This window comes from Nitrospira sp. Nam80 (assembly GCF_965152575.1).
In genome coordinates this window covers 1,245,915-1,268,117 of sequence record NZ_OZ224216.1, presented here as the reverse complement: position 1 = coordinate 1,268,117, position 22,203 = coordinate 1,245,915, and the positions used below count along the sequence as shown (strand labels likewise).

At 54.5% G+C, this 22,203-nt stretch carries 21 protein-coding genes; all 21 read right to left on the bottom strand.

The annotated features are described in order from the left end of the window. Position 1 precedes the first annotated feature (1 nt). Entirely contained in the window at positions 2-988 is a 987-nt protein-coding gene (locus tag ACWGXE_RS05950; protein WP_447602105.1) for a glycosyltransferase family 9 protein, read from the bottom strand. A gap of 30 nt (positions 989-1,018) precedes the next feature. Further along, positions 1,019-1,576 (bottom strand): molybdenum cofactor guanylyltransferase, encoded by a 558-nt coding sequence (gene mobA / locus ACWGXE_RS05945; RefSeq protein WP_447602103.1) that lies wholly within the window; start codon positions 1,574-1,576, stop codon positions 1,019-1,021. A gap of 156 nt (positions 1,577-1,732) precedes the next feature. Next, entirely contained in the window at positions 1,733-3,517 is a 1,785-nt protein-coding gene (locus tag ACWGXE_RS05940) for a c-type cytochrome (RefSeq protein WP_447602101.1), read from the bottom strand. Between the two features lie 38 nt (positions 3,518-3,555). Then, positions 3,556-4,593, bottom strand: coding sequence for a c-type cytochrome (locus tag ACWGXE_RS05935; RefSeq protein ID WP_447602099.1), 1,038 nt, complete (start codon positions 4,591-4,593; stop codon positions 3,556-3,558). 39 nt (positions 4,594-4,632) lie between these two features. Beyond that, on the bottom strand, positions 4,633-5,946 hold the full coding sequence (locus ACWGXE_RS05930) for a c-type cytochrome (protein ID WP_447602097.1): 1,314 nt from the start codon (positions 5,944-5,946) through the stop codon (positions 4,633-4,635). 85 nt (positions 5,947-6,031) lie between these two features. Next, the gene (locus ACWGXE_RS05925) at positions 6,032-7,933 is read right to left on the bottom strand and encodes a cytochrome ubiquinol oxidase subunit I (RefSeq protein WP_447602096.1); all 1,902 of its coding nucleotides are present in this window, start codon (positions 7,931-7,933) and stop codon (positions 6,032-6,034) included. 96 nt (positions 7,934-8,029) lie between these two features. Beyond that, complete coding sequence (locus ACWGXE_RS05920) at positions 8,030-8,152, bottom strand: hypothetical protein (RefSeq protein WP_447602094.1); 123 nt, start codon at positions 8,150-8,152, stop codon at positions 8,030-8,032. Positions 8,153-8,534: 382 nt separating this feature from the next. Further along, entirely contained in the window at positions 8,535-9,434 is a 900-nt protein-coding gene (locus tag ACWGXE_RS05915) for a formylglycine-generating enzyme family protein (RefSeq protein ID WP_447602092.1), read from the bottom strand. Positions 9,435-9,446: 12 nt separating this feature from the next. Continuing rightward, entirely contained in the window at positions 9,447-10,361 is a 915-nt protein-coding gene (locus ACWGXE_RS05910) for a formylglycine-generating enzyme family protein (RefSeq protein WP_447602091.1), read from the bottom strand. Positions 10,362-10,379: 18 nt separating this feature from the next. Further along, positions 10,380-10,706 (bottom strand): hypothetical protein, encoded by a 327-nt coding sequence (locus ACWGXE_RS05905; protein WP_447602090.1) that lies wholly within the window; start codon positions 10,704-10,706, stop codon positions 10,380-10,382. A gap of 92 nt (positions 10,707-10,798) precedes the next feature. Beyond that, a complete protein-coding gene (locus tag ACWGXE_RS05900; protein WP_447602088.1) occupies positions 10,799-11,443 on the bottom strand; it encodes a DUF3047 domain-containing protein in 645 nt (214 codons plus the stop codon). A gap of 31 nt (positions 11,444-11,474) precedes the next feature. Further along, positions 11,475-13,334 carry a cytochrome ubiquinol oxidase subunit I gene (locus ACWGXE_RS05895; protein WP_447602087.1) on the bottom strand — a complete coding sequence of 620 codons (1,860 nt, stop codon included), beginning with the start codon at positions 13,332-13,334 and terminating at the stop codon, positions 11,475-11,477. A gap of 25 nt (positions 13,335-13,359) precedes the next feature. Then, on the bottom strand, positions 13,360-14,439 hold the full coding sequence (locus ACWGXE_RS05890; protein ID WP_447602085.1) for a hypothetical protein: 1,080 nt from the start codon (positions 14,437-14,439) through the stop codon (positions 13,360-13,362). A 110-nt stretch (positions 14,440-14,549) separates the two neighbouring features. Beyond that, positions 14,550-14,861, bottom strand: a complete 312-nt coding sequence (locus ACWGXE_RS05885; RefSeq protein WP_447602083.1) for a PCP reductase family protein — start codon at positions 14,859-14,861, stop codon at positions 14,550-14,552. Between the two features lie 285 nt (positions 14,862-15,146). Then, positions 15,147-15,860 carry a DUF420 domain-containing protein gene (locus ACWGXE_RS05880; protein WP_447602081.1) on the bottom strand — a complete coding sequence of 238 codons (714 nt, stop codon included), beginning with the start codon at positions 15,858-15,860 and terminating at the stop codon, positions 15,147-15,149. 59 nt (positions 15,861-15,919) lie between these two features. Next, complete coding sequence (locus tag ACWGXE_RS05875) at positions 15,920-16,909, bottom strand: methyltransferase (RefSeq protein WP_447602079.1); 990 nt, start codon at positions 16,907-16,909, stop codon at positions 15,920-15,922. A gap of 239 nt (positions 16,910-17,148) precedes the next feature. After that, on the bottom strand, positions 17,149-17,943 hold the full coding sequence (locus tag ACWGXE_RS05870; protein WP_447602078.1) for a hypothetical protein: 795 nt from the start codon (positions 17,941-17,943) through the stop codon (positions 17,149-17,151). 203 nt (positions 17,944-18,146) lie between these two features. Continuing rightward, positions 18,147-19,574: a HEAT repeat domain-containing protein gene (locus tag ACWGXE_RS05865; RefSeq protein WP_447602077.1), complete on the bottom strand. Its 1,428-nt coding sequence runs from the start codon at positions 19,572-19,574 to the stop codon at positions 18,147-18,149. A 12-nt stretch (positions 19,575-19,586) separates the two neighbouring features. Then, a complete protein-coding gene (locus ACWGXE_RS05860; protein ID WP_447602075.1) occupies positions 19,587-20,198 on the bottom strand; it encodes a hypothetical protein in 612 nt (203 codons plus the stop codon). A gap of 31 nt (positions 20,199-20,229) precedes the next feature. Further along, positions 20,230-21,183, bottom strand: a complete 954-nt coding sequence (locus tag ACWGXE_RS05855; RefSeq protein ID WP_447602074.1) for a carboxypeptidase regulatory-like domain-containing protein — start codon at positions 21,181-21,183, stop codon at positions 20,230-20,232. Positions 21,184-21,204: 21 nt separating this feature from the next. After that, a complete protein-coding gene (locus tag ACWGXE_RS05850; protein WP_447602073.1) occupies positions 21,205-22,125 on the bottom strand; it encodes a carboxypeptidase-like regulatory domain-containing protein in 921 nt (306 codons plus the stop codon). Positions 22,126-22,203 lie beyond the last annotated feature (78 nt).

Genomic DNA, 22,203 nt, shown 5'->3' with positions numbered 1-22,203 from the left:
TTCAGTTCTGTGCCTTCAACATAGCTTCGCAGGCCTGAATCAATGATGCGGACGAAATTCTCAGACAAGGTTTATCTCGGCACTGTTGCACCGCATCCCAGTCGGCGCAGTGGCATGCAGCGCCTCTCATAATAGACACCCGTTTTCCTCTAGGGCCCCAACGCGCTTCATCAGTCGGGCCAAAACAGGCCACGGTTGGAACGGCGAGGCCCGCGGCAAGATGCGTGATCCCGGAGTCATGTCCCACATAGAGCACGGCATTTTTGATAATCCAGGCTATCGTCGAGAGATCACAATAATCGAGGAGATGAAATGGCTGTCTTAATTCGGCCTGGATGCTCTTAATCTGTGCTTCATCCGCCGGTCCCTGAACAATAAGGAGAGCAAGCCCCCGCTGCCTCAGCCAGGATAAAATGGAGCCGAACAATGCGGGATCGCAACATTTATGGAGGCTGCCGCTTCCCGGATGGAGCACGACATAGGGTTGATTGAGCGGCATGCCAGCTCGGATTAACGCCGCTCGCCCTGCTGCCTCCAGGCCTTCTTGAAGAGCTAACGGCTCTTCTTCCCCCGGTTCCAAGCCGGAACATTCGGCAGCTTCCAAGTAGCTGTCGCTTTGATGACGATTATGCGACGCAACGGTGCTCGCAGAACAAATGATACTTCGCCGCCTACCTTGCCCGGACAACTTCAAGGCAAGTCGTCCATCCCAGTCGGCCATCCAGCATTGAACCACCTCGCATCCTTCCAGCCAGGTGAAAAATAGAGTCGCTCGCGGGGCTCCCGCGGATAACAAATCAGTCAACGCTCCTGATTCAAGAGAGAATACCGTATCGACCTCGCGACAATCCCGCAACAACCGCCCGACTTGTCTGGCGGCGAGCAATCCCATCTCGTCCGCACGGTGCCGGTAGCGAAGACTTCGGATAGCGGGCAGGGCAAGAAGGACGTCGCCAATCCCGCCCGGATGGACAATCAGCAGACGCATCCTAACGAATCGACATGAAGTGGCGAGCGTTCACGGTCGCTGAGAGAAGAAGGCCTGCGCCGCTTCAAAATCACCGGGCGTATTGATGTTTCGAAAAGAACGAAGAGCAGGATCCAGGTTGATCAGTTCTGCTGCTGTGACGATCTTTATTTTGAGCAGAGGATTCTCGAAAAGCCCTTGAATCTTGAGGTTCCCGGATTTTGCCATTTCCTCGAGAGGGAGAGCACAGCGCTTGGAATACACGGCGTGCATGGGCTGAAACCGATCGTCCAATTTTGCCCCGACGACGTCGGCATCTGGGTCGACATCAAGCAGATACCGAATGACGTCGCTATTGAGAAACGGCATGTCACAGGCCACAGCGAACGTTCGCGAAGCGCCGGATTCAATCAAGCCGGTATATAACCCGCCCAAACTACCACAATTCGGCATCGCATCGTACACCACCCGGTGCCCTTCACTACTCCACCCCTCCACCGGAGTCGCCAAGACGATGACGACTTCTTCGAACAAAGTTTCCAGGGTTCGGAGCGTACGATCTATTAACGTAGCACCTTCCAAGCAGAGCAGTCGTTTGTCGCGTCCCATTCGACGACTTCTACCACCGGCGATTAGGCAAGCCGTCACATCCTTTTCCATATCGGCCTACACTAGAGATCAAGAGCGTTTCCTGTTCAAAAACAACGAGGGGGTGGGATCTCCCACCCCCTCGCCATACTGCTTCCTCTCTTCCTATGCCCCTTCTTAAGCCTTACCTTTTTTCTTATTGGCCCGGCGGGTCAAGATCCAGCCCTCGAGAACGACCACGCCGACCGCGATCAACACTGGATAAATATACACTTCTTGCGGAATCGGCGGCTCTAGGAATGTGTAATAGAACGCCGATACGGCCATCTTGCGCCCGGCATCCCCATTATGGCCGTCCCAGGCAAAGAAAACGGTGGGAATGTATCGACCCACGTCGAACTTGGTGAATTCATCATAATCGTCTTTACCATGGCCGAGCGGCCGCGAGATCATGACTGTCCACCGTCCATTCTTCCACTCGGCTTTCATGAGCTTCATCCGCTCTTCGAAGTCATCCCGTTCTTCAAAATCCTGATCCCATCCCGTCCCCAGGAACGACCGGAGGGAACCATCGGCTTCCCACTTCACAATGTCGGCATTGAATTTAGAATCCCCGAACAAGTACCGTGGCTTAAACGGAGCGGGAATCTCCTGCCATTTGATCGGGAATTGCATAGCGACTGCGTCGTTATAGACGGAATAATTGTTCTGTGCTGCCGCAATCGAACCTTCCTCACCGGTCTTTGGAGCCTGCTCCTTTACACCGAAATTTTCAACATTGACCTGCGTGGGAGCCCACTTCAATTTGCCTTCTGCGATGCTTTTTGTCCGATCATCCCATTGGAGCAAGTACACAACATTTTTATCGTTGTAGAGCGACTTGACCCATAGATCGTCAATTCGATTGACAAAGTTTCTGGGCTTATGAGTGATCTGTCCACCCATGGCGACGATCCGACGACCCATTTTTTGCCACATCTCATGCTCGGGATCGTCCGAAATTTCTCCTTCGATGAGCGCCGAGGGGATCACGAAGTTGATCTTCGGCTTATCAGTCAAAGGATCAATTGGAAGCGGATTTCCTTCTCCATCGCGCTCGCAAAGCGAATTCACAAAGTTCGCGATGTGCCACCGCTCCTCCACACTCGTATTATCCGCAAACGAAGGCATCGGTGTCCCGTTGATACCGGTCGAGAAGGTTCGGAAGATGTTCTTCACGTTATAAGGATCCTGGCGGCTGCCGCGGAAGTTCCAACACTTGTGCCAATCGGCAGGCTGGATTGAGAACCCCCAGTCGTCCTTCAGATTGAAAGCGTTGCCGTCACCCCTTCCCTCGACGCCGTGGCACTCAATACACTTTCTCTCGACAACCAACTCAGATCCCTTTTTAATGCTCTCTTCGCTCGGCGGAATGGGATTGATGCTGCTGAGTTGCAAAACTGTCTGAGTCTCGGATTCCTTGTCCGTGAATTTTCGGTCCTTCACCAATTGCGTCGTGACAAACGCAAGGACCTGGATACGCTGTTCCTCCGTCAGAATTCCTTCCCACGGCGGCATAGCGGACCCCGGCAATCCATGGGTCACCGTATCGAGTAGGTCATTCTTCCCGGACCCAGGAGTTCTTTCATTGTAGTTATACAATGGCAATTCACCGCTGGCGGTATGGCGGATCTTGAAGGTACCCTGGTTGAAATTCCGAGGGCGCGGCCACAATCGATCGGCACCCGGCCCATCCCCGGCGCCGTCAACACCATGACACCAGACGCATTTCGTAAAATAGACCCGCTTCCCTGCCTCAATCATGTCGGCCGGCGGGCCTGGAGCCAACTCAGCTTTCTTAAATCCTTCCGGCAGTGCCTCGTCCGCAAGCGCAATCTGACCAACGCCTCCGGATAGAAGAACCATACCTAAGGCCGCTGCCACGATCAGCCTCGGTTTTGCTAGCTCGTACACATTGCTCATTGTTAACCTCTCGACCTGTTTATCAAAATAGAAGTCGATTAATCCCATGTCCGAGGATAATACCCGGTGTGCCAATATTCGAACAGGATGACCTTCCAGATTTCATCTGTCGTCAGATGCTGTTCCCAAGGCGGCATAACGGAGGCCCAGGGGAATCCTTCATTGGGGAGACCGATTCCACCCTTAGCCACCCGCCAGAAGATAAAGGTTTCTTGCAGCTGGGCAATAGTACCCGGATCGGTAAAATTGGCCGGGATGGGGTTGAATGCGAAAGCGTGAAGCCCTCGACCGTTAAGATTATCGCCGTGACAGAAATGGCAATTCTGGAAAAAGATTTCGCCGCCTTCCCTTACATATTTCAAATAACCTTGTGCATTCTCGTCCCACGGATTGGCATTGGGTTTCATCAGTCGCCCCATGCCCTGTTCCACGATCAGACCATTGCTATATTCTTGATCGTACTTTCCCTCAGGATTCACCCGATACGGGTTCTGAGACGTCTGCAATGTATACGTCTTTCCATGAACCTTTGTGCTGGCCGGCGGGGCAGGATGTACGGTACGCAGCTCAATCGGCTCTTCACTGCTCGGCTTCATGGCATTATATGAGAACCCACCGATCAGGATCGGCAATAGGACCAGATACAAGGTCCGAAGCGCCTTATGGAACCCGGTCTGAGCATCCAAAACGTTGATGATCGGCTGCTTGAACTTTTTCCAGTCTTCTTCATTACTGGACATCCACATGAAGACCGCGATGAGAGATACTGTACCGTACATGGCACGGACACTGAACGGAATCGGCGGATAGACGCGATACTTTAGATACAAAAGAATGAATACCCAAAAAAGGATCCCCTGCCAGAAACGAGGGAAGGAGATCCCCAATGAGCTCAACATATAACTGATGCCGGCAAATCCCGCCACAAAAATGGCCAGCTCACTCAACAACTGCATGGGCATGTAGCCCTCGACCAGGCGAACGGTGGTTGATGGTATTATCCCGAAAATCATACCGATCAGGATAAGCGATGCCACCACCCCAATTAACGCCCCAATGGACATAATCGCTTTCATCGTTGAACTCCTTAAGTATGCTAAGGTGAATGCCCCTAGCTACGAAATCTTTGGCGGCTCTTTGCCCGCTTGAATTTGCGACAAATAGTCTACAATCTTTTTCAAGGCACCCGCGCTTAGTTTCTGTCCGAACACCTTCGGCATCTGATTGTCGGGGAAACCCTTCACCACATACTTACTCGGATCGATAATCGACTCCATAATGTACTCAGAAGTCGATTTGGCCGTTCCTTTATAATCCTTGTCCTTCAGCCGCAATGGAGCGTTAGTCCCCTCGTCGAGCTTAGGCCCCACCGTGCCGACCGCGCCAGGGATGCCGGGGATCGTATGGCACGCAACACACGTCGCTTTTGTAAAGATCTGATCCACCGGTTCGGTGCCATCGGCCATCAGCGTAGTCCCACCACCAGCAGCCGGCTTATCCTCTGACATCTTTGGCCGATCTGCCTCTGGTATAAACTTTTCGTATGACTTCACGATATCGTCGAAGCTCGGCGCCTCTCTTCCCTCGCGAACGTAAAGCCAGGTGTCTACAGCCGCCAGCTCCGGCAAAGACAATGAGATTGGTGGCTTATGGATCGCCGGCATCGGGCTCTCCTTGTCATTGGTCCCCTTCACACCGTATCCGGACACAACAAAGCAACTCGGGCAGGCATGGGACTCAGCGATATACTCCTGTCCGTTCTCGGCCGTTCCAGACCCAGGGAACGCCTCTTTTTGGACCGTATCTCGACCCGCCGGGTTTCCCTTATGATATTTCGGATCCGACAGTTGTTTTTCTGATCGTTCCGGCAAGCCGTCGAGGTTAGGAGCCCGTTCACCAAGCATCCCTTTGTGAAATGCATGACAGAGCGGGCACTGACCTTTTCCAATTGCACCCTGAACCTTATTTTGCCCGACGCCGCCGAAGATAATCTTTTCGCCCTCATCGGCCAATTCGCTTTGAGGCATATTGCTGAAATCTTTTTTCTCTTCTTTGGGAGGAAATCCACCTTCGACCTGCGGCAGCCAGTTTCCATAGCCGGACAAGGCCGCGGCAATTAGGAACATGAAGCCACCGATTTTCAGTAGGGCGCTGATGTTGGTGAAATACAGCGCCATCATAAACGTCAGAGCCGTAATGAGGACCAGGGAAACAGGCAACAATCGTGATTCACCGAAGAAATTCATCTTGTAATTGGCCACCGCCATAAACAAGAGAATCGCAGCTAAAATACCGATAAAGGTTTTGAACACAGTGCGCTTATTGGCGACTGGATCGGGAATGGTAGCCTTGAAGTAGAAGAGCAAGCCGACCAAAATAATGAGCGCCGGCCAGCCGATAGAGAGCGACTCTTTTATGAGATCAATCACAGCTCAAACCTCCTGCAGGAGGGGAGGACCTCATCGGCTGACCAATGAGGCTCCCCCCCATGACGTTCATTTGGCTTAATCTAGGTTAGTGACCAACTGCGGGCTCCGGCGCTCTTCCAGGAACCGGCGCCTTGGCCTCCACAGGAGCTTTTTTCGCACCGAGCGTGCCGAGCCAGAAAACGAACATGATACTGATCCAGAAGAACAAGACATTAAACGAAATCATATTCGCGGCGAATCCGACGGTATGAGTATAAGCCCACGGGGAATTGTCGCGCATGATTTCATTGACGTGCCAGAAAAGACGGACCGATGAGCGGATATACCCCATCAAGCCCATCATCCAGGTGAACGCCGTGGCTAGCATGATCAACGCATACTGAGATCGGGCGGATATCTTCCCCCATTCAATCGGCCCCATCTGCTTCGCACCCTTCATCATGACGCTATTCAGAGCGAACATGAAGAATAGACAGGACAGAGTTGTCGCAACCTGGGGAACGGATAGTCCGACGCGTACGTTGGCTGGAATGTAATAACCATAGATGGCCAACCAGATAATATTGATGTACGCAAGGGCGAAGAATACACCCATAAAGATATTTCCGAACTTCGCCCACGAAACGGTGGAAACCTTATTACCCCGCATATACCAGACGAAACTTAAAACCGTCGTAGTAATGATGACATTGATCCCGCCATTCTTGGCCGACATCACGCCATAATTCCCGAGAACCGGATGCTGCTGGCCTCCCATTGCCTTCAGCTCGGCAGGAGTCATCACTATTGTATGCGGCGTGATGAATACCAAGAATCCGCACACGAGCAGGAATACGAGGTACTTAATGTAACGCTGATACTTTTCAGCACCTCTCATACGGCCCAGGGCCTGCCACAAGTAATAGTTGGTGCTAAGGAAAAGAATCCCGATCATCGTGGCCTGGATAATGAACAGCCAGGCAAGCAATCCACCCATCAAAGTGATACCCATCTGCTGGCGATAGGCATACACCTCTCGCATCAACCAATAGCCGGCAAAAGGCAAGGGAATCAAAAATGCTACGCCGAGGGCCATGGCGATATAGCCCATCCAGTCATAGTGCGCCCGCTCTTCATCGTTCTTGGCCGATAAGAAGCGGTACGCCGCATAGGCAGCCACTACGCCGCCGCCGAACGCCATGTTTCCGAGAATTCGATGAAGATTAAGCGGGTTCCACAAGGCGGTGTGCAACACGTGCCAAATGTTCCCAAGGAAGCGCCCCTGTTCATCAACCCCGGCCGGCGACATCATGAACCCAATCCACGAATTAGCCAAGAACATCAGAACCGTTCCAATGACGTTCAGAATGACCGACATGCTAAGGTGAATCCACTTCAGGAATCCCTCCTTCATCTTGTCCCAGCCGTAATAATAGATGTAGAGGGTCCCACTCTCAGCCACGAACATCAAAGCATAGATGTGCATGACCGGCCTAAAAATGCTGGACAGATATTGAAAGAAGGCCGGATACAATGTCAGGAAGGTGAAAATGAGAATACCGCCCAGGATAGCGGTAAGCGAATAGGCGGTCAGACTGATCTTGATGAAGTCATAGGCCAGCTGGTCATACTTTTTAGCCATCGCCTTGTCTTTGGCCACGACTCCCATGAATTCAATGACCATACAGAAAATCGGAACCGCAAGAACGAAACTTCCATAGTAGAGATGCTGCTGATTGGCGAACCACAAAAGAACGCGGCTCTCGAAATTGTACCGAGGGTAATCTTTTTCGCTATCGGTCGTCTTTGGCGCTGGCGCACTGCTGACGATACCCTCAACCTTGTAATAGACATCTCGCGCCTTCTCCACCTTCTTTTCCGCTTCGCCTTCCTTCTTCGCAGCATCGGCCGGCGCTCCAGCAGGAGCCTCGCCGCCACCACTTGCCAATGCGGGAAGAGAGACGAAGATGGGCATAAGGAGGAGGCCAACCATCGCGCCGAGCGCCATGATTGCCAAACACTTCTTTCGGGTTATGTGACCCATGGTTACCTCCATAAATACATCGCAACAGTGACCAAACAGAGATAGAACTGAACTCGCCTGTTATTGGCGGAACAAATACCAGTAATCCAAACCTTGCATATCCATCAGGAAGTGATCGACCGCGGTGAAGTATGCCAGGCAGATAACGAAAGAGATCAAGAAATACAAGATTGTTTGGCCCATCTCAGCCCCCTTAATTCTGAATTTCCCAAAAAGAGTTCAGATCAGTTATGGCAGCTCAGCACGGACATTGAACACCTGCGAACCAGTAAAAGAACCAGATGCTCACGGCGCAGGTAATGTAAAAAATCATCTTCCCAATCTTGACTGTGATGTCGCTCTGAGCAGCTTCCATTGCAATTCCCCCAAAGGTTTTAATGCCGTATTTTAAATTGACACACCATCAGCCCTGTGCTAATCAATTCGTCTCGCTTCATCATTTCAAAACGGAAAGATCGATGAATAAAAGCTCAAAAGTGTTCGACATTATAGTTTTGGCTGGAATGGTTGTCAATATCATTTTGGCTGTGTTCCTCATCCTTTACTACTTTGATTTCTTATGATTTTATCGCTCCGCCGCTGCTCGTGACTCACCCCCCATTTTCATATCCTGAGCGCAGCGAAAACCGATGGTTTCATCCCGGAAATCAGGCACCATTTTGTTCCGACTCGTGATCCTTAAGTCGGAGCCGGAACTGGCATAACCAGCCCCACGGATGACCCTAAAAGTGCCATGATCCGGGCTCCGCGGATCGGATTTCGAGGCCTCTCGATAGGCATTTTCCTGATACCAGTCCTCGACCCATTCCATGACATTGCCTGCTCCGTCCATGACTCCAAAAGGACTGACATCACTCTTCACCGCACCAACAGCAGCCGATACTTCATGCCCATCATCGACACGAGCCCAATTCGCGCCATGAGGAATTTCAACGGTGCCCCAGGGCCATAGTCGGCCATCGGTCCCTCGCATCGCCTTTTCCCATTCCGCCTCGGTCGGCAATCTCTTGCCCTTCCACGCGCAATAAGCCACGGCATCATCCCATGACACATACACAACCGGCTGATTCACGCCGCGCATACGGTCCATGTTCTTGGCATATCGCGACGGCGGACCGGATTTCCTATGTCCGGTGGCTTGGACGAACGCGGCATACTGAAAATTTGTAACTTCATATTTATCAATAAGAAAGCCGCTCAAATACAACGTTTGCTGCGGCTGTTCGTCGAACCCTCCCTTGTCGGTTCCTCGGATGAATGGACCTGCCGGGATGGATACCATCTCCTCGCGAACTGGCTTCTCGTCAGGGACACCTTCAGTAACCGGTTGATTTGAAGCCACTAAATGCTCGGTATCCTGTTCATAGGGAGTGAACACCGTCCCCCTGAGTATGCCAATGATCGGCAGACTCGCAGCGGCGAGTACAGCCACAAGCAACGCCACTTTAAATTTGGTTTCGAGCATGGCCTAAGCTGACTATTTGGCTGGGGCATCAGTCTCAAGGTCTTTGGCGCAACGAAATCCGACTGTAATATCGTGCCGCCATGGTTTCGCTTGAAAACGTTTTGAGGGGCGCACGTTCTTTTTCGTTTCGCGCCAGGAACCCCCGCGAATCACCTTCTGTTCACCCTGTTCCGGTCCTTTGGGATCCCGATAAGGAGATTTCTGGTAAAACTTTTCCTCGTAAGAGTCGGCTACCCATTCACCCACATTGCCGGCCATATCGTACAAGCCATACGGGCTGCGTCCCGATTCAAAGGAACCGGGGGGCGCCAAATACCGGAATCCATCTTCGTGGCCATCGATGTTGGCATAACCGGGTAGGAATTCACCTCCCCATGGGTATCTTCGCTTGCCCTCGCCTCGCGCCGCCTTTTCCCACTCCGCCTCGGACGGCAACCGCTTGCCGGCCCATTTGCAGTAAGCTTCGGCATCACTCCAAGTCACGGCGATGGCCGGCAACTCCGGTTTGAGCAGTTTGGCAGGATCGTCCTCAAACACCTCGATTCGCGCTTTGGCGCGACGTGTCATCTTGGCAAATCGTTCATACTCAGCCTGCGTCACCTCCTTGAGATCAATGAAGTAGGGTTTGAGATACACCTGATGCTCGGGCTTTTCGTCCGGATCGCTGTCATCATCACGACTGCCCATCACAAAGGGCCCTTCGGGGATCTGCACCATTTCTCGCCCATCATCTCCCACCAGTGTCTTGTACATGGAGAAATCCTGCGTGGCAGCCGCCGTCTGCACGGTCGTTTCAGTTTTGATGGACAGGGCGAGTTCACGCATCTGCTTGGCCTTGTACGATTCATACACCAATCCGGCTATCATCAGGATGAATGACGCGAAAACAAACACGATAGACCCGATCAAGACCGCACGATTCTCCATGATCTGGCAACCTCACCCTTACGTCAGACGTTGTTGTTCGGGATGCGGGCCGGACGAATTCGCCTCGGCCTTGCGTGCAGCACGCATATCGAGCAGCATGGAAATTTGCACGCCAAGGAATCCCCCCATTGCGGCCCCGGCCCCTGCGCCGACGGAAATCTTTTCGAACCCGGCGACGAACCATGCCAGCAGACCACCCGACGCGGCCCCGATTAAAATACTGATCAGGAAACGCCGGCCGCCCAGAAATCCGACGACCGCCCCCAATAAAGCCCCAAGACCACCGGTCAATGGGGTTGAAGCCTCGCCCATGATCATGCCGATCAGAGTACCGACGGTACCCATCACCGCAACGCCAAATACGATATCCGCGATCCTGCTGAGAGGGAGTGATGCCATAACTAAATGGGTTCAGTAAACGAGGCCGGCGTCCAGGATCAATGAGCGGAGACAGCCGTTATCGGACCGATATCGATCTCAACGCCGGGGCCGGCAAAAATGGAAATACCCCAGGCCTTGGCGGCCGGCTCATGCTGGTGGATGCGCTTGAAATCCTCGTACACGTTGACCCGTTCTTCAACCCATTCGTTAAGCGGCGTCAAGCCACCCTGCACGACAAGTTCCGACCCGCTGAACATCCCGCCCTCGGTCAGCGTGCCTTCGGCTTTGGTCGCGCTCCAGACATACTTCGTAAACACCGGAATGAAGAGAAGATCCGTATCCAGCGAAGCATAAATCACAGCAATAGGCTCTGAATCGGCGGGCGCCTTGTGGAGCCTCCACTTCCATGTCAAGACTGGGTAGGCCTTTGGATCCCAATCGATTTTCCGGTTCTTGATGCGCTGTCCCGCATCCTTGGCGGCTAAGAAATTGCTCCCGTTCTCCGATTGAATCCTGTACGCCTCGCGACCCTTTGCATGACTCCGCTGGCTCTCATGCTGCCAATCCACGGGAAATCCTTCATGATCCTTGGATTGAAAATTTTCGAGCATCAATTTCGCCGGCTCAGCCGCGCCCACCCATCCCGCATTCTGTGCAATCAGAGAAAAAGGCACAAGAGCCACCACAAGACCGACTGCCATGTACGATCTCATCATTATCCTTTCATCCAAATCAAGCCTCTTGCGAAGGAGTGGGCAGGAATACCCCTTCCTTCCCGTCATGGATCTCTTCCCTTTCGTCCCGCATGACCGGTTGCCGTCCTCGCTGGCACACCCAAAACAGAACAAAGACGGCCGCCCAGAATACCACCATGTTCACCGTCACCATTTTTGCCGCAAAGCCTAATGAGGGAGTAAAGGACCAAGGCGACACGTCGGCCATCACTTCGTTGACATGCCAGGCCAAACGACCGGAAGATCGGATATAACCCATCAGTCCCATCACCCACGTGAAGGCCCCGGCCAGACCGAACAGCACGACCATTCCCCTCATCGGCATCTTGCCCCATTGTATCGGTCCATGCGATACGGCGCCTCGCAGCATCGCACGGTTGAGCGCGATGCCGAAAATCACGACGCCCAATGTGGTGGCGGCTTGCGGAGTTGACAGTCCGACCCGGACGCTTGCCGGAAGATAAAACCCGTACACCGAAAGCCAAATGATGTAGGCGACGCCCAGCCCAAAAACAGCTCCGAGCAGCACATTGCCGGTTTTGACCCAAGGAATAGTCATCGTTCGGTTGGCGCGCCGGTAGAGGATATAGCTCACTGCTGTAATGCAGATCATGACATTCACCGCGCCGTTCTTGGACGACATGACCCCGTAATTTCCAACCACAGGATGCTGCGCGCCTCCCATCGCTTTCACTTCGCTGCCCGTCATGATAACCGTGTGCGGAGTGAGCCAGATGAAAAGACATCCCATGAGGGCAAAGACGAGATACTGGAAATAAACCTGGTAGCGTTCCCCTCCGTTGATACGCCCCATACTTTGCCAGAGGTAGTAATTCACGCCGAGAAACAGCGCCCCGATCAATAACGCCTGGACGACGAAGAGCCAGGTCAACAACCCTCCCATCATCGTCACGCCCATGCTTTGTCGATACGCATATACGGACCGCATCAACCAATAGCCGGCAAACGGCATCGGCAAGAGGGCGCACACGGTCACAAACAGAAAAAGATAGCCGACCCAATCGTAATAGGCTCTTTCTTCATGACTTTTACCGGTGAAAAAACGATAGCAGGCATACGCGAGCACGACTGCGCCGCCAGACATAATGTCCGCGAGAAATCGATGAACATTGAGCGGATTCCAGAGCGCCGAATGGAGAAGGTGCCAGGCATTGCCCAAATAATGGCCCTGAGCGTCCACGCCGGCCGGCGCCATCATAAACGCAGCCCAGGAATTGGCCAGCAAGAGCAATACCGTCCCGAAGACGTTGCACACAATTCCGATCGTGGCGTGGCCCCATTTGAGGGCCGGTGTCGCCATCCGACCCCAACTGTAGTAGTACAAGATCATGAGAAGCGTTTCGCCGAGAAAGACACAGGCATAAACCGGCATCATGACCTTGAACGTGGAACCCATGTAGCTCATGAAGCTCGGATACAAGGCAATGAAGAGGCCCAGCATGAAGCTTCCGACAACGGCGGTCACGGAAAGCGCCAACAGGGCGACCTGGATCAGATCCCGCGCTAATCCGTCATACCGTGCCGCAAGCGCCGGATTCCTCGTGATCAGACCAATGAATTCCAACAGCACGCAGAAAATGGGGAGAGCCAGCACGAAACCAGCAAAGTACGTATGTTGCTGCGTCACAAACCAAATGAGAAGACGGTTGTCCAAAGAGCCGTAGCGAGGATAATGAATCTCGGCGGGACTCGGGGCGGCAGGACCGGCGATCAGGCCGGGCGTCGAGAAATAGACATCGCTCGATTGGTCTGCATGAGCCAGGTTCCCGACCGGGCCGGATAGTGAGAGGGCGGTCGCCACCATCATGAGAGCGGCCCAGACACGAACAATACGCATACAATCAACCGTTCTGTTCACAGCATCACACCTCTTGCCCGGAATTTTTCAAGGTCGTCTCTGCCGGTGACCCGCCGGCCGTCGCCGCTTTATTGCCGGACCGGCCAAGAATCCCCATGACAAAGGGGCATCGCAACAAGGATACCGGAACCTCCTGCCTGATTCGATCCTCTACGTCGCGGCGATATCCGAGGTAATACCCGTACAAGGCCATCAACGCTCCTACGCCGGCCGCCGATAGGAGGAGGGCGCTTCCGGACGGCTCTGGCTGCCGGAGTGGGAAGAGGAGCGCTCCGATCAGGACGAGATAGTACGTAGCGGCAAATGCAAATCCCGGCCACCACAAAAATTTCAGCAGTTCCCCCCAACGCACGGCCATCACGGCAAGCATCCATCCGCCGTTCCTCTGCCGCCCATCAAAGTAGGCGAACAGCGTCACTGCGCCGGCCGTCAATGTCACCACAAGGAGTTGAGCAATTATCTGAAGCTGCGAAGGGGATAGGTGAACCATGGTCGCTGCGAGCCCGCCAGAGATGCCGAGTCCCGCGAATGTCCACTTGATCGATACTGGGCCGGATTCCCGAAGAAGCACCCGGAGTGCGGCGCCGTCTGGAAACGTCGTGAATGGTCTGCCGGCCGCCTGTAAAAATCGGACATATCCGATCTCAAAGGCATCCCTCGCCACGGCGGTGCACGAAATGATGATCGCCATCATGGCCGGTCCATCAGGATGTTGGCTGTAGTCATAGCCCACGAGCCACAAGAGGGCCAACACGAGGAGCGAAAGCTGGACGCCGTATACGCATCCGACCCATCCCACTAGCCACAGCATACGGGACATGCCGTCCGCTCCGAGAAGATGTCCGAATGGAAGCCGGCGTCCGATTCGATAGGCGCAGGCCGCCGTCACGGCTGAGATCAACCCGCTAAGGAGCAGCAGATTTATCGGCTCGGCCAGCGGAACAATATATTTGGCCGCGCGGTACAGGAGGAACGCCACAAGCCCGGGCACGAACATGACGATTCGCTTTTGTTTGCGAACCGCGTCCTCCGTCACGGCCAGCGTGAGACTGGGCAATACGCGAAGAGATAAGCGATGTAACATACGACCCCAACTCTGAATTTTGAATGAGGACTGGTGAATTGAAGATCGTCAGCGTCGACCGATCGGCGAGCGAACTTTTTCGGTCCAATTCAACATCACGAGTTCAGCATTCAAAATTCTGGCTTCTGTCCCATTCCAAAGTAACGCGCTTTGACTTCTTCCATGAGCCCCACGGTCACGCGCGAATCACCGCGTTCGGCGGCGGTCCGCTCAAGTTCCACGCGGGCCATCGCGCGCACCGGCGCCGGCACGTTGGCCAATCGTCGCTCCGCCTCGGCATCCCATATGACAACTTCTCCCGTCCCGGCCTGCATGAAACGGTCATAGGTGACGGTCCGCCACGCGTTTCGCCGCGCATACATTTCGACCTGGTTGCGAACCAGCGGAGCGGCGTACGGCGGAATACGTTCCAGTCGATGCATGGCTTCATCCGTCCACATCATTCGATCCACGAGTGATTCGACTTGAACAGCGGAGCCTTCGGCCCCGACGTGAAACCCGCACCCCCGACATTCTGAGCGAACAAGCCATACGGCGTCGCCTCCATCGTGCGAGCGCTCCTCAACGCCCTCCGTGTGCATCCATCGACCGCACCCGCAAACCAGCATGCTGCAACCAGTGGTGAGTTCTGAGTTATGAGTTCTAAGCTACAAATTCTAAGTTGCCCGGATGAACCAGCGCCTGCATTCGCTAGATCCAGACCAGCCCTATCCGATTTTTCCCGGATACAAAATGTACAGCATGGCATAGGTCGTCGTGCCGGTAACAAAAAGGATGCAGTAGATGACCATGGTAAATCGCCCGAGCGCCCGGTGGCGGTCCGCCCCGTTGGGCCAGATACGCTGGATGGCCATTTCAACGGCGAACACGATCGCCGCGATTACGAGGAGGCCGACATACACCTCCATCTTTCGCAGGGAAAAACCGGCCGACATGACGCGGGAAAGAAATAACACCGCGACCAGAGCGGTAAGGACGCCAAATATAAACCCCACCTTCCGCCATGTCGTCTGGAGCACCGAATCGCGAAGGACGCGCGCCCCTTGAATCACGGCCTGCGAACGAAAGCCCAGCACGATCATATAGATCGCCATGACCAAACCGATAATCACCAGGATGATATGAATGGTCAGGATCGGAATGAAGACATAGTCATAGAGAGTTTGAGACCCTCCGAATCCTTCCTTGCCTTCGAAAGCCAGCACACCAAGCTGGCGGAACAAGTAATAACTGGTGAAGAATCCCACCATCGCCACCATGCCGCCGAGCATCAACCAATGATGCGCATGGCCTTGATGACGCTTGGCCTGCACCCACCCGATGATGAAGAGGCCCGTGAACAAGGTCGCCATTACTTGGCTGAGATCGGCTCCCAAAGTTGCATGGGTTCCAAAGAAGCCGGGATCGCGTAACCAGTCCATCGTCATATCCTTTATCGCTTACCGCCGGTGTCTCCGTCCGTCGATTCATCGCACTTGCCTCAGGCCATGAAAGGCTTGATGCCTTCCACGACGGCAGTCCGTTCCAATTCGACGATTCGCTCAAATCCGGCCGCCCGCATCCAGTCCATGGCTTCGGCAACCCGATAACAGGCGCCCTGTTCCGTATTGACGAAAATATGAACCGCAAACGCCGTGGTCCAAGCCGGACTGGTGCCTGACGCATCAAGATATCGATCCTTTATCACCAGGCGTCCGCCCGGAGTCAGATGGGCGAACGTCTTCCGGACCAAGCGGGCATTCGCTTCGTAATTCTGGTAGTGCAGCACATCGGACATGAGAACAACGTCGTATGATCCGCCTAAATCATCCTGATTGAAATTACCGGGGACAAGCCTGATTCGATCTTCCATCCCGGCCTGCTTCACGGTATGCTCTGTCAATGCGAGCGTGGCAGGCAGATCAAAGACCGTCGCCTTCAACACGGGATACACTTGGCAGAAGGCAATCGCATTCGTGCCGGCGCCTCCGCCCAAATCCAACATTGTCCGAGCCTGGTCGAGCGCCAAGCGTTTGGCTAATTCCGGCCCACTCTGCCGGCCGATCCGATGCAACACCGTCAGCACGTTGGCGCCCAGACTGGGATCGGTCTCAAAGACATGTTGCTTCACCGGCGATTGCCCGGTCCTGACAGCTTCCTCCAGCCGGCCCCAGTTGCTCCATTCGGCATCGTGCAACAGCAATAAATGACCGATATACTGGGATGACTGCTTGACCAAATGCTCGCGGGCCGCGGTGGAATTGACATACCCGCTCTCTTCGTGTCGAAGTAGCCCGACTGCCACCAGAGCGTTCAGCAATAGAGTCAGCGCTCTCTTGTCGGCGCCAATCTTTTCCGCCACTTCTGCGGCCGTCTTCGGCCGATGGTCCAATGCGGAAAATAGGTCCAACTTCACCGCGGTCAGCAGTATTTTGGTTTCCCAGTAATAGCCCAGCTGAAAAATCTCAGCGAGCGACAACTCTCGCGACACACGATCTCCTTCGATCAAGCCTGCGGAATTGTGGGCATCTTACTCAGTTCGGAAAGAGAAACGCAAGGAGCCGGCGCCGCGCAGCACAATGCCGAGTTCGAGTCTCCCGTGGTGATCCGGCATGAACTACGACGCGTAAAAAAGCAGACAATTGGGACCGCCGCCTCGCTCAAAAAATAAAGAGGGCAGCGGCTGTCACACCGCTGCCCTCTTCACAACCGCTCGGCTTGAAAGAAAAACTACTTCTTCACTTCCGCCTTCACGTCGGCCTTTCCACCCTCGGGAACATCCACTTCCATCTCAATTTTGCCGGCGAACGGATGCCAGGCGATAATTTGATGCTTCCCGGCCGGAACATCCTTGATCTCGAACGTGCCGTCTTCCTTCGCCACTGCATAATGGGCATTCCAGACAGGTAGGAAGAAGGACTGCATGAATTCATGCTGGTCGCACTGCAATCTATAGGTCGTTCCCTTCTTCTCCGCACCGCCCTTGAACTTCACCGGCTTGTCGAGTTTGTCGCCCTTCTTCGCCAATCCGATATTGAAATCGGTCGAAGACGTGGATCCCTTGACGAAAAAGCTATGCGGGTTATGAAGCACGCCGGCAGTCGACTTGGGATCATCCGGGTCGGCGTCATGATTTTCGACCTTGAAACTCTTCTGAGCAACGACGACGCCGCTGAACGGCAAGAACTGGCAGAACTCGGCAACGACTTCTGTGCCCTTATAGCCATCGACAAACGCCTTATCTTCGATATCCAGCACGGCAACGACGGCATTCTTGAGCCCACCGTCCTTACTGACTTCGATGGTTTTCAAGAAGCGCTTGTCTCCGTCCATCAGCTCCTTGTTCGGAATCTTGGGGCAGAATTTCGGATTGGGGAATTTGGAAAACATGAACTCTTTCTGGTCCGACTTCCCGGCGTACGTCACCTTCCCGGCGATCGTCCCGCCCGCGAACGAGGTGAGAGGCGCAGCGAGCAACGCCGCGGCTGCTACACCGAATAGAACTGTCGTGGCACCCTTCTTCATGTCACTGCCTCCTTGTGATAAACATTAACGAACATTGCTGCATGTCACCAACCGGATTCGGGCGAAGAGGACCGGTGACCTGCCCCCTCATGAAAATAAAAGCTTGGTGTGGTGGTATTCGTACCCGAATTTCAGGTAAGCGAAGCTAACTGTATACTGCATCATATAGTGAGAGTCAACAGCAAATCCACAGCCAAAATCCCTTATATTTTGGGGGCCTTCATTGATTTCGCCCCGCTATTCAAAACCCGGCCCAACGCCCCGCCGGCCGCCGCACGCACGGCATCGTCTTCATCGTGAAGCGCCCGCTTCAAGATTGGAATGGCGCTCTCCCCGCCTATCTGTCCCAACGATCTGACTGCTGCAATGCGCGGCCGGGGAATCGGGTCGGCCAGTAAATCGCTTAGAATGCCAATCACCGCCTCGCCGCTTTTGCCCTGAGCGCGCCCCAGCGCTTTCGCAGCAGCGGACCTGGTCCCCGGGTCGGATTGCTGAAGAAGACCATCCACCGCGGACATGACCTCTTCCACCGGCTCGCCGATTCGAAGCAATGCCGAGACCACCGCCGCTCGCACGACCGGATTCGGATCGGACAGGGCCTGCTTCAGCACCGAGCCTGAGGTCTTTACTCCTAGCTCGCCGAGGCTGATCGCAGCCGATGTCCGTACAGCAGGAATCTTATCCTTCAATGCCTGTTCCACGGCCACAATTCCCTCGACCTTGCCAAGATCTCCGAGCGCCGAAGCCGCCGCGCCGCGGACGGAAGGCTGAGGATCAGTGATGGCCTCCAGCAACACGGCGAGACTGCGGTCATCCTTGAGATTTCCCAACAAACGCAACGCCGTGGCGCGTTCTTCCGGATTGGCCGCGGAGGTCGCTGTCCGCACTTGATCCCACATGGTCTTTCGTCCCATATGATAGAGTGCGCCGGCGGCAGCCAGCCGGACGACCGGTTGATCGTCCTTCAAGGCTTGCTCGAGCAATGGCACCACGGTTCGATCTTGGCTCTGCCCCAGGACCTTGAGGACGGCGGCTTTTACCAGTCCGGCCTGATCGTCCAGAGCTTTTCGTAATTTGACCGATCGACGTCCCTGGCCGGTTTTTCCTAAACCTTCGACGGCCAGCGCCCGTACCAACCCGGATCCGTCGCTCAACCCATCCTCCAGGTACGGCACAGTTTCAGCCGATTCGAAATCCTTAAGAGCGGTGTATGCCGCTCCTCTCATCTGTTCGCGCATATCCTTGATCAGGACGACGACGAATCCCAACCCCACCTCTTTAAGGAGAACGGCGTCATCGTGAGTCAATACCTGCTCCAGTCGTTCGTAGTCGAGAAGAGCCTCTTTCGGTTTGCCCACATAGAGCTGAGCCCTCACCTTCATCCGAAGGGCATCAGCGGGCAAGGGCCCCGCTTTGCCCGCCCGATCCAGGAGATCAAGGGCTTCTTGGTATGTGTGTTTCTTAAAGGCCGCTTGGGCCTCTTTCAACAGGGAGGCGCCGGTGTCGGCGACAGGAAAGGCAATGGCATTGACGGCCGCATAGCCGGCATCGGGATACCGCATGCTTAAAACAAGCAGTACCCCGGTGACGATGGCCAATAGGCCCCACTGTGGAAAGCAATGCCGTCTCATGCCTTATCAGCCTCAATCACCTTTGGAGGACGGGGCCGGTTGGCGGATATAGCCGGCCGGCTCTTCAAAATATTCATCGGGCTGCGGAGAAAAGTGAATCCGTTGATATTCAATAGACCAATCGCGATCCTGGCTGACAAGCCTCAACACGACCTCTGTCGATCGATCCACCCATTCGTAGTACCGCTCGCGGCGCCCGTTGTAGTCGGTCCACACCTCATAGAGCGAGGCCGGCCTGCCTACCACGATTGCATCACCCAGCAATTTCCGCTCCAGCTCCCCCGGAAGAGCGGCCTTGAGGGGCAGACTGTCCTGAGACCGAATAGCGACGGGCAAGATCTGCCTTAGACGGGCGAGCAAAAACCAAGATTCGTGTTTGTCGTGACGGATGATTTCGATACTGGACAGCCCCAATTCCGTCCGGACCGCGTACTTGTATTCGATTCTAATGCGATCCGCTTTCGCATAGACATAGGCTTCCGAACGACGTCCATCAACACGCTTGACCAGCAACCCGGAAAACTCCGCCGGCTCTCTTGCAGCCGGCGAAAGCGACGGTTCCATTCCACCGGCGGCGGTTGCTATCGCGGCCATCACGAGCACGTGCGCGCTGAGCCGCGACACACCGACCGCCCGGCCGCATGTCCGCCAAGACTTAGTGCTGGTGCTCCACCAGTGGCTGAATATCGAGCGGATACCCAAGAGACTCAATTCCGAAACGCGGGTTGTCTATTACCCTATGAGCGCTCCGGTTTCCTTTAGGCGCGGAAATAGCAAAATCTTCCACCAAGCTCCCGTTCCGAGTGACCGTCACCATCCGGGTCAACCCCGGCCCGGATTGAGGATGCCACACCACCATTTGATAGGTACCGGGTGGAATATTATCGATACGGAATGAACCGGACGAGTCGGTCACGGCATAGTAGGGATTATTGACAGTCATAGCCCAACTTTCCATGTAGGCGTGAAATCCACACTGCATATAGAAAGTCCGGCGTCCCTTGTTGAGATAAATCGGACCGACCAATGAGTTCCCCGGCGCATGATTGTGCGTCGCCATAATGTCGCCACGGCGGTGTTGATGATTCATGACCAGCGGCGTATTGAAGAGAACCCGAGCCCCCGCCGCAATCGAGGTTTCATAGCCCTGAATGTCATGCATGACCGGGTCCATATTGACGACTTCTACCGCATGGCCGTTTCTCACAACGGTTACGAAAGGCGAGAACATGCAGTCTCGCGCTTCAATCAGAGGCACGGACATCTCAAACGGCTTTCCAGCCTGCACCCCCTCCAACAATACGATCGTGTCTTTTAGTCCATGATCCTGGCCCACTACGAAATCGCGCAACAATCTCCACCCCTTACCGTTAGAAATCCGGCCGCAATAGGTCGGGTCCGGAAACGTCACGAGATTAAATCCTTTCGGTTCAGGAACCGCGCCGTTCAACGTAACGCGGCCCTCGATCGTCCCGCCCTGTTCCACCTCGATGACCTCATAGGCTGCTGCCGGCGCGATAATCAATGACGCACACATGACGAGAGCCGCGACAAGCGCCGCCGGGTAATATGCACACCATGACGAGTGCGTAGCATGCCGGTTCTTCATTGAAGCTCCTCTGTCCTCGGATTAGGGTTGCTGTACTTCGAGAGTAGGTCGGATGTCCACGGTCTTGCCGAGCGCTTCCATGCCGTAATGCGGATTCTCCTGGATCTCATGCGCGCTCCGTCGCCCGATTGGAGCGATAAATGCAAAATCTTTTTGAACCGATTGTCCGGCCGAGACCGTCACTCTGGATTCCATCGTGGTGCCGACACTGGGATGCCATGCCATCAAGGTGTACTCGCCCGGCGGCACGTCCGGCAACGAAAACGTTCCATCTGCAGCAGTCAGCGCATAGTACGGATTATCGACCGCCATGCCCCAGCTCTCCATGTACGCGTGGAATCCGCACTGCATGACAAAGAAACGCCTGCCTTTGGTCATGTGAATCTGTTGGATCATCGGCTGGCCGGCTAGATGTTCATGCGTGTCGGCATCGACATTTCGCTTGTGGTGCGGGTTCATCGGAAGCGGCGTGTTGAACAAGACACGCGGGCCCAGATGGGATGTTTCATAGGCCTGAATATCATGCATCACCGGGTCCATGTTCATGACCGTCACTTCGGCTTGGTCTTTCACCACCGTGACGAAAGGCAGAAACCGGCAGTCCCTCGCTTCGATGGTCGGCGGTTCAAATTTGAACGGCTTCCCTTTCTTGACGTCCGTCAACAAGACGACCACGTCCTTAAGGCCCCTGTCCCGGCCCACGGTGAATTCCTCCAGAACCCGCCATCCCGTTCCTGTAGAAATACGCCCGCAATACACGGGGTCCGGAAATGTGATGAGATTGAATCCCTTCGGCGTAGGCTTCCCGCCGGTCAAGGTCACCTTGCCGGTGATGATTCCTCCGTCCGTCACGGGGATTTCTTCGTACGCCCATCCGGACCCGGCGTGCAGAAAAGCGGCCATGATCACTGTCGCAATGAATTTCACCTTCATGACTTGCATTCGACTCCTCCGGGAAGTTCAAGGACCAATCCGCGTAGCTTTGGACATCTTACACAAGATTCCGCTGAAAGCAAAAGG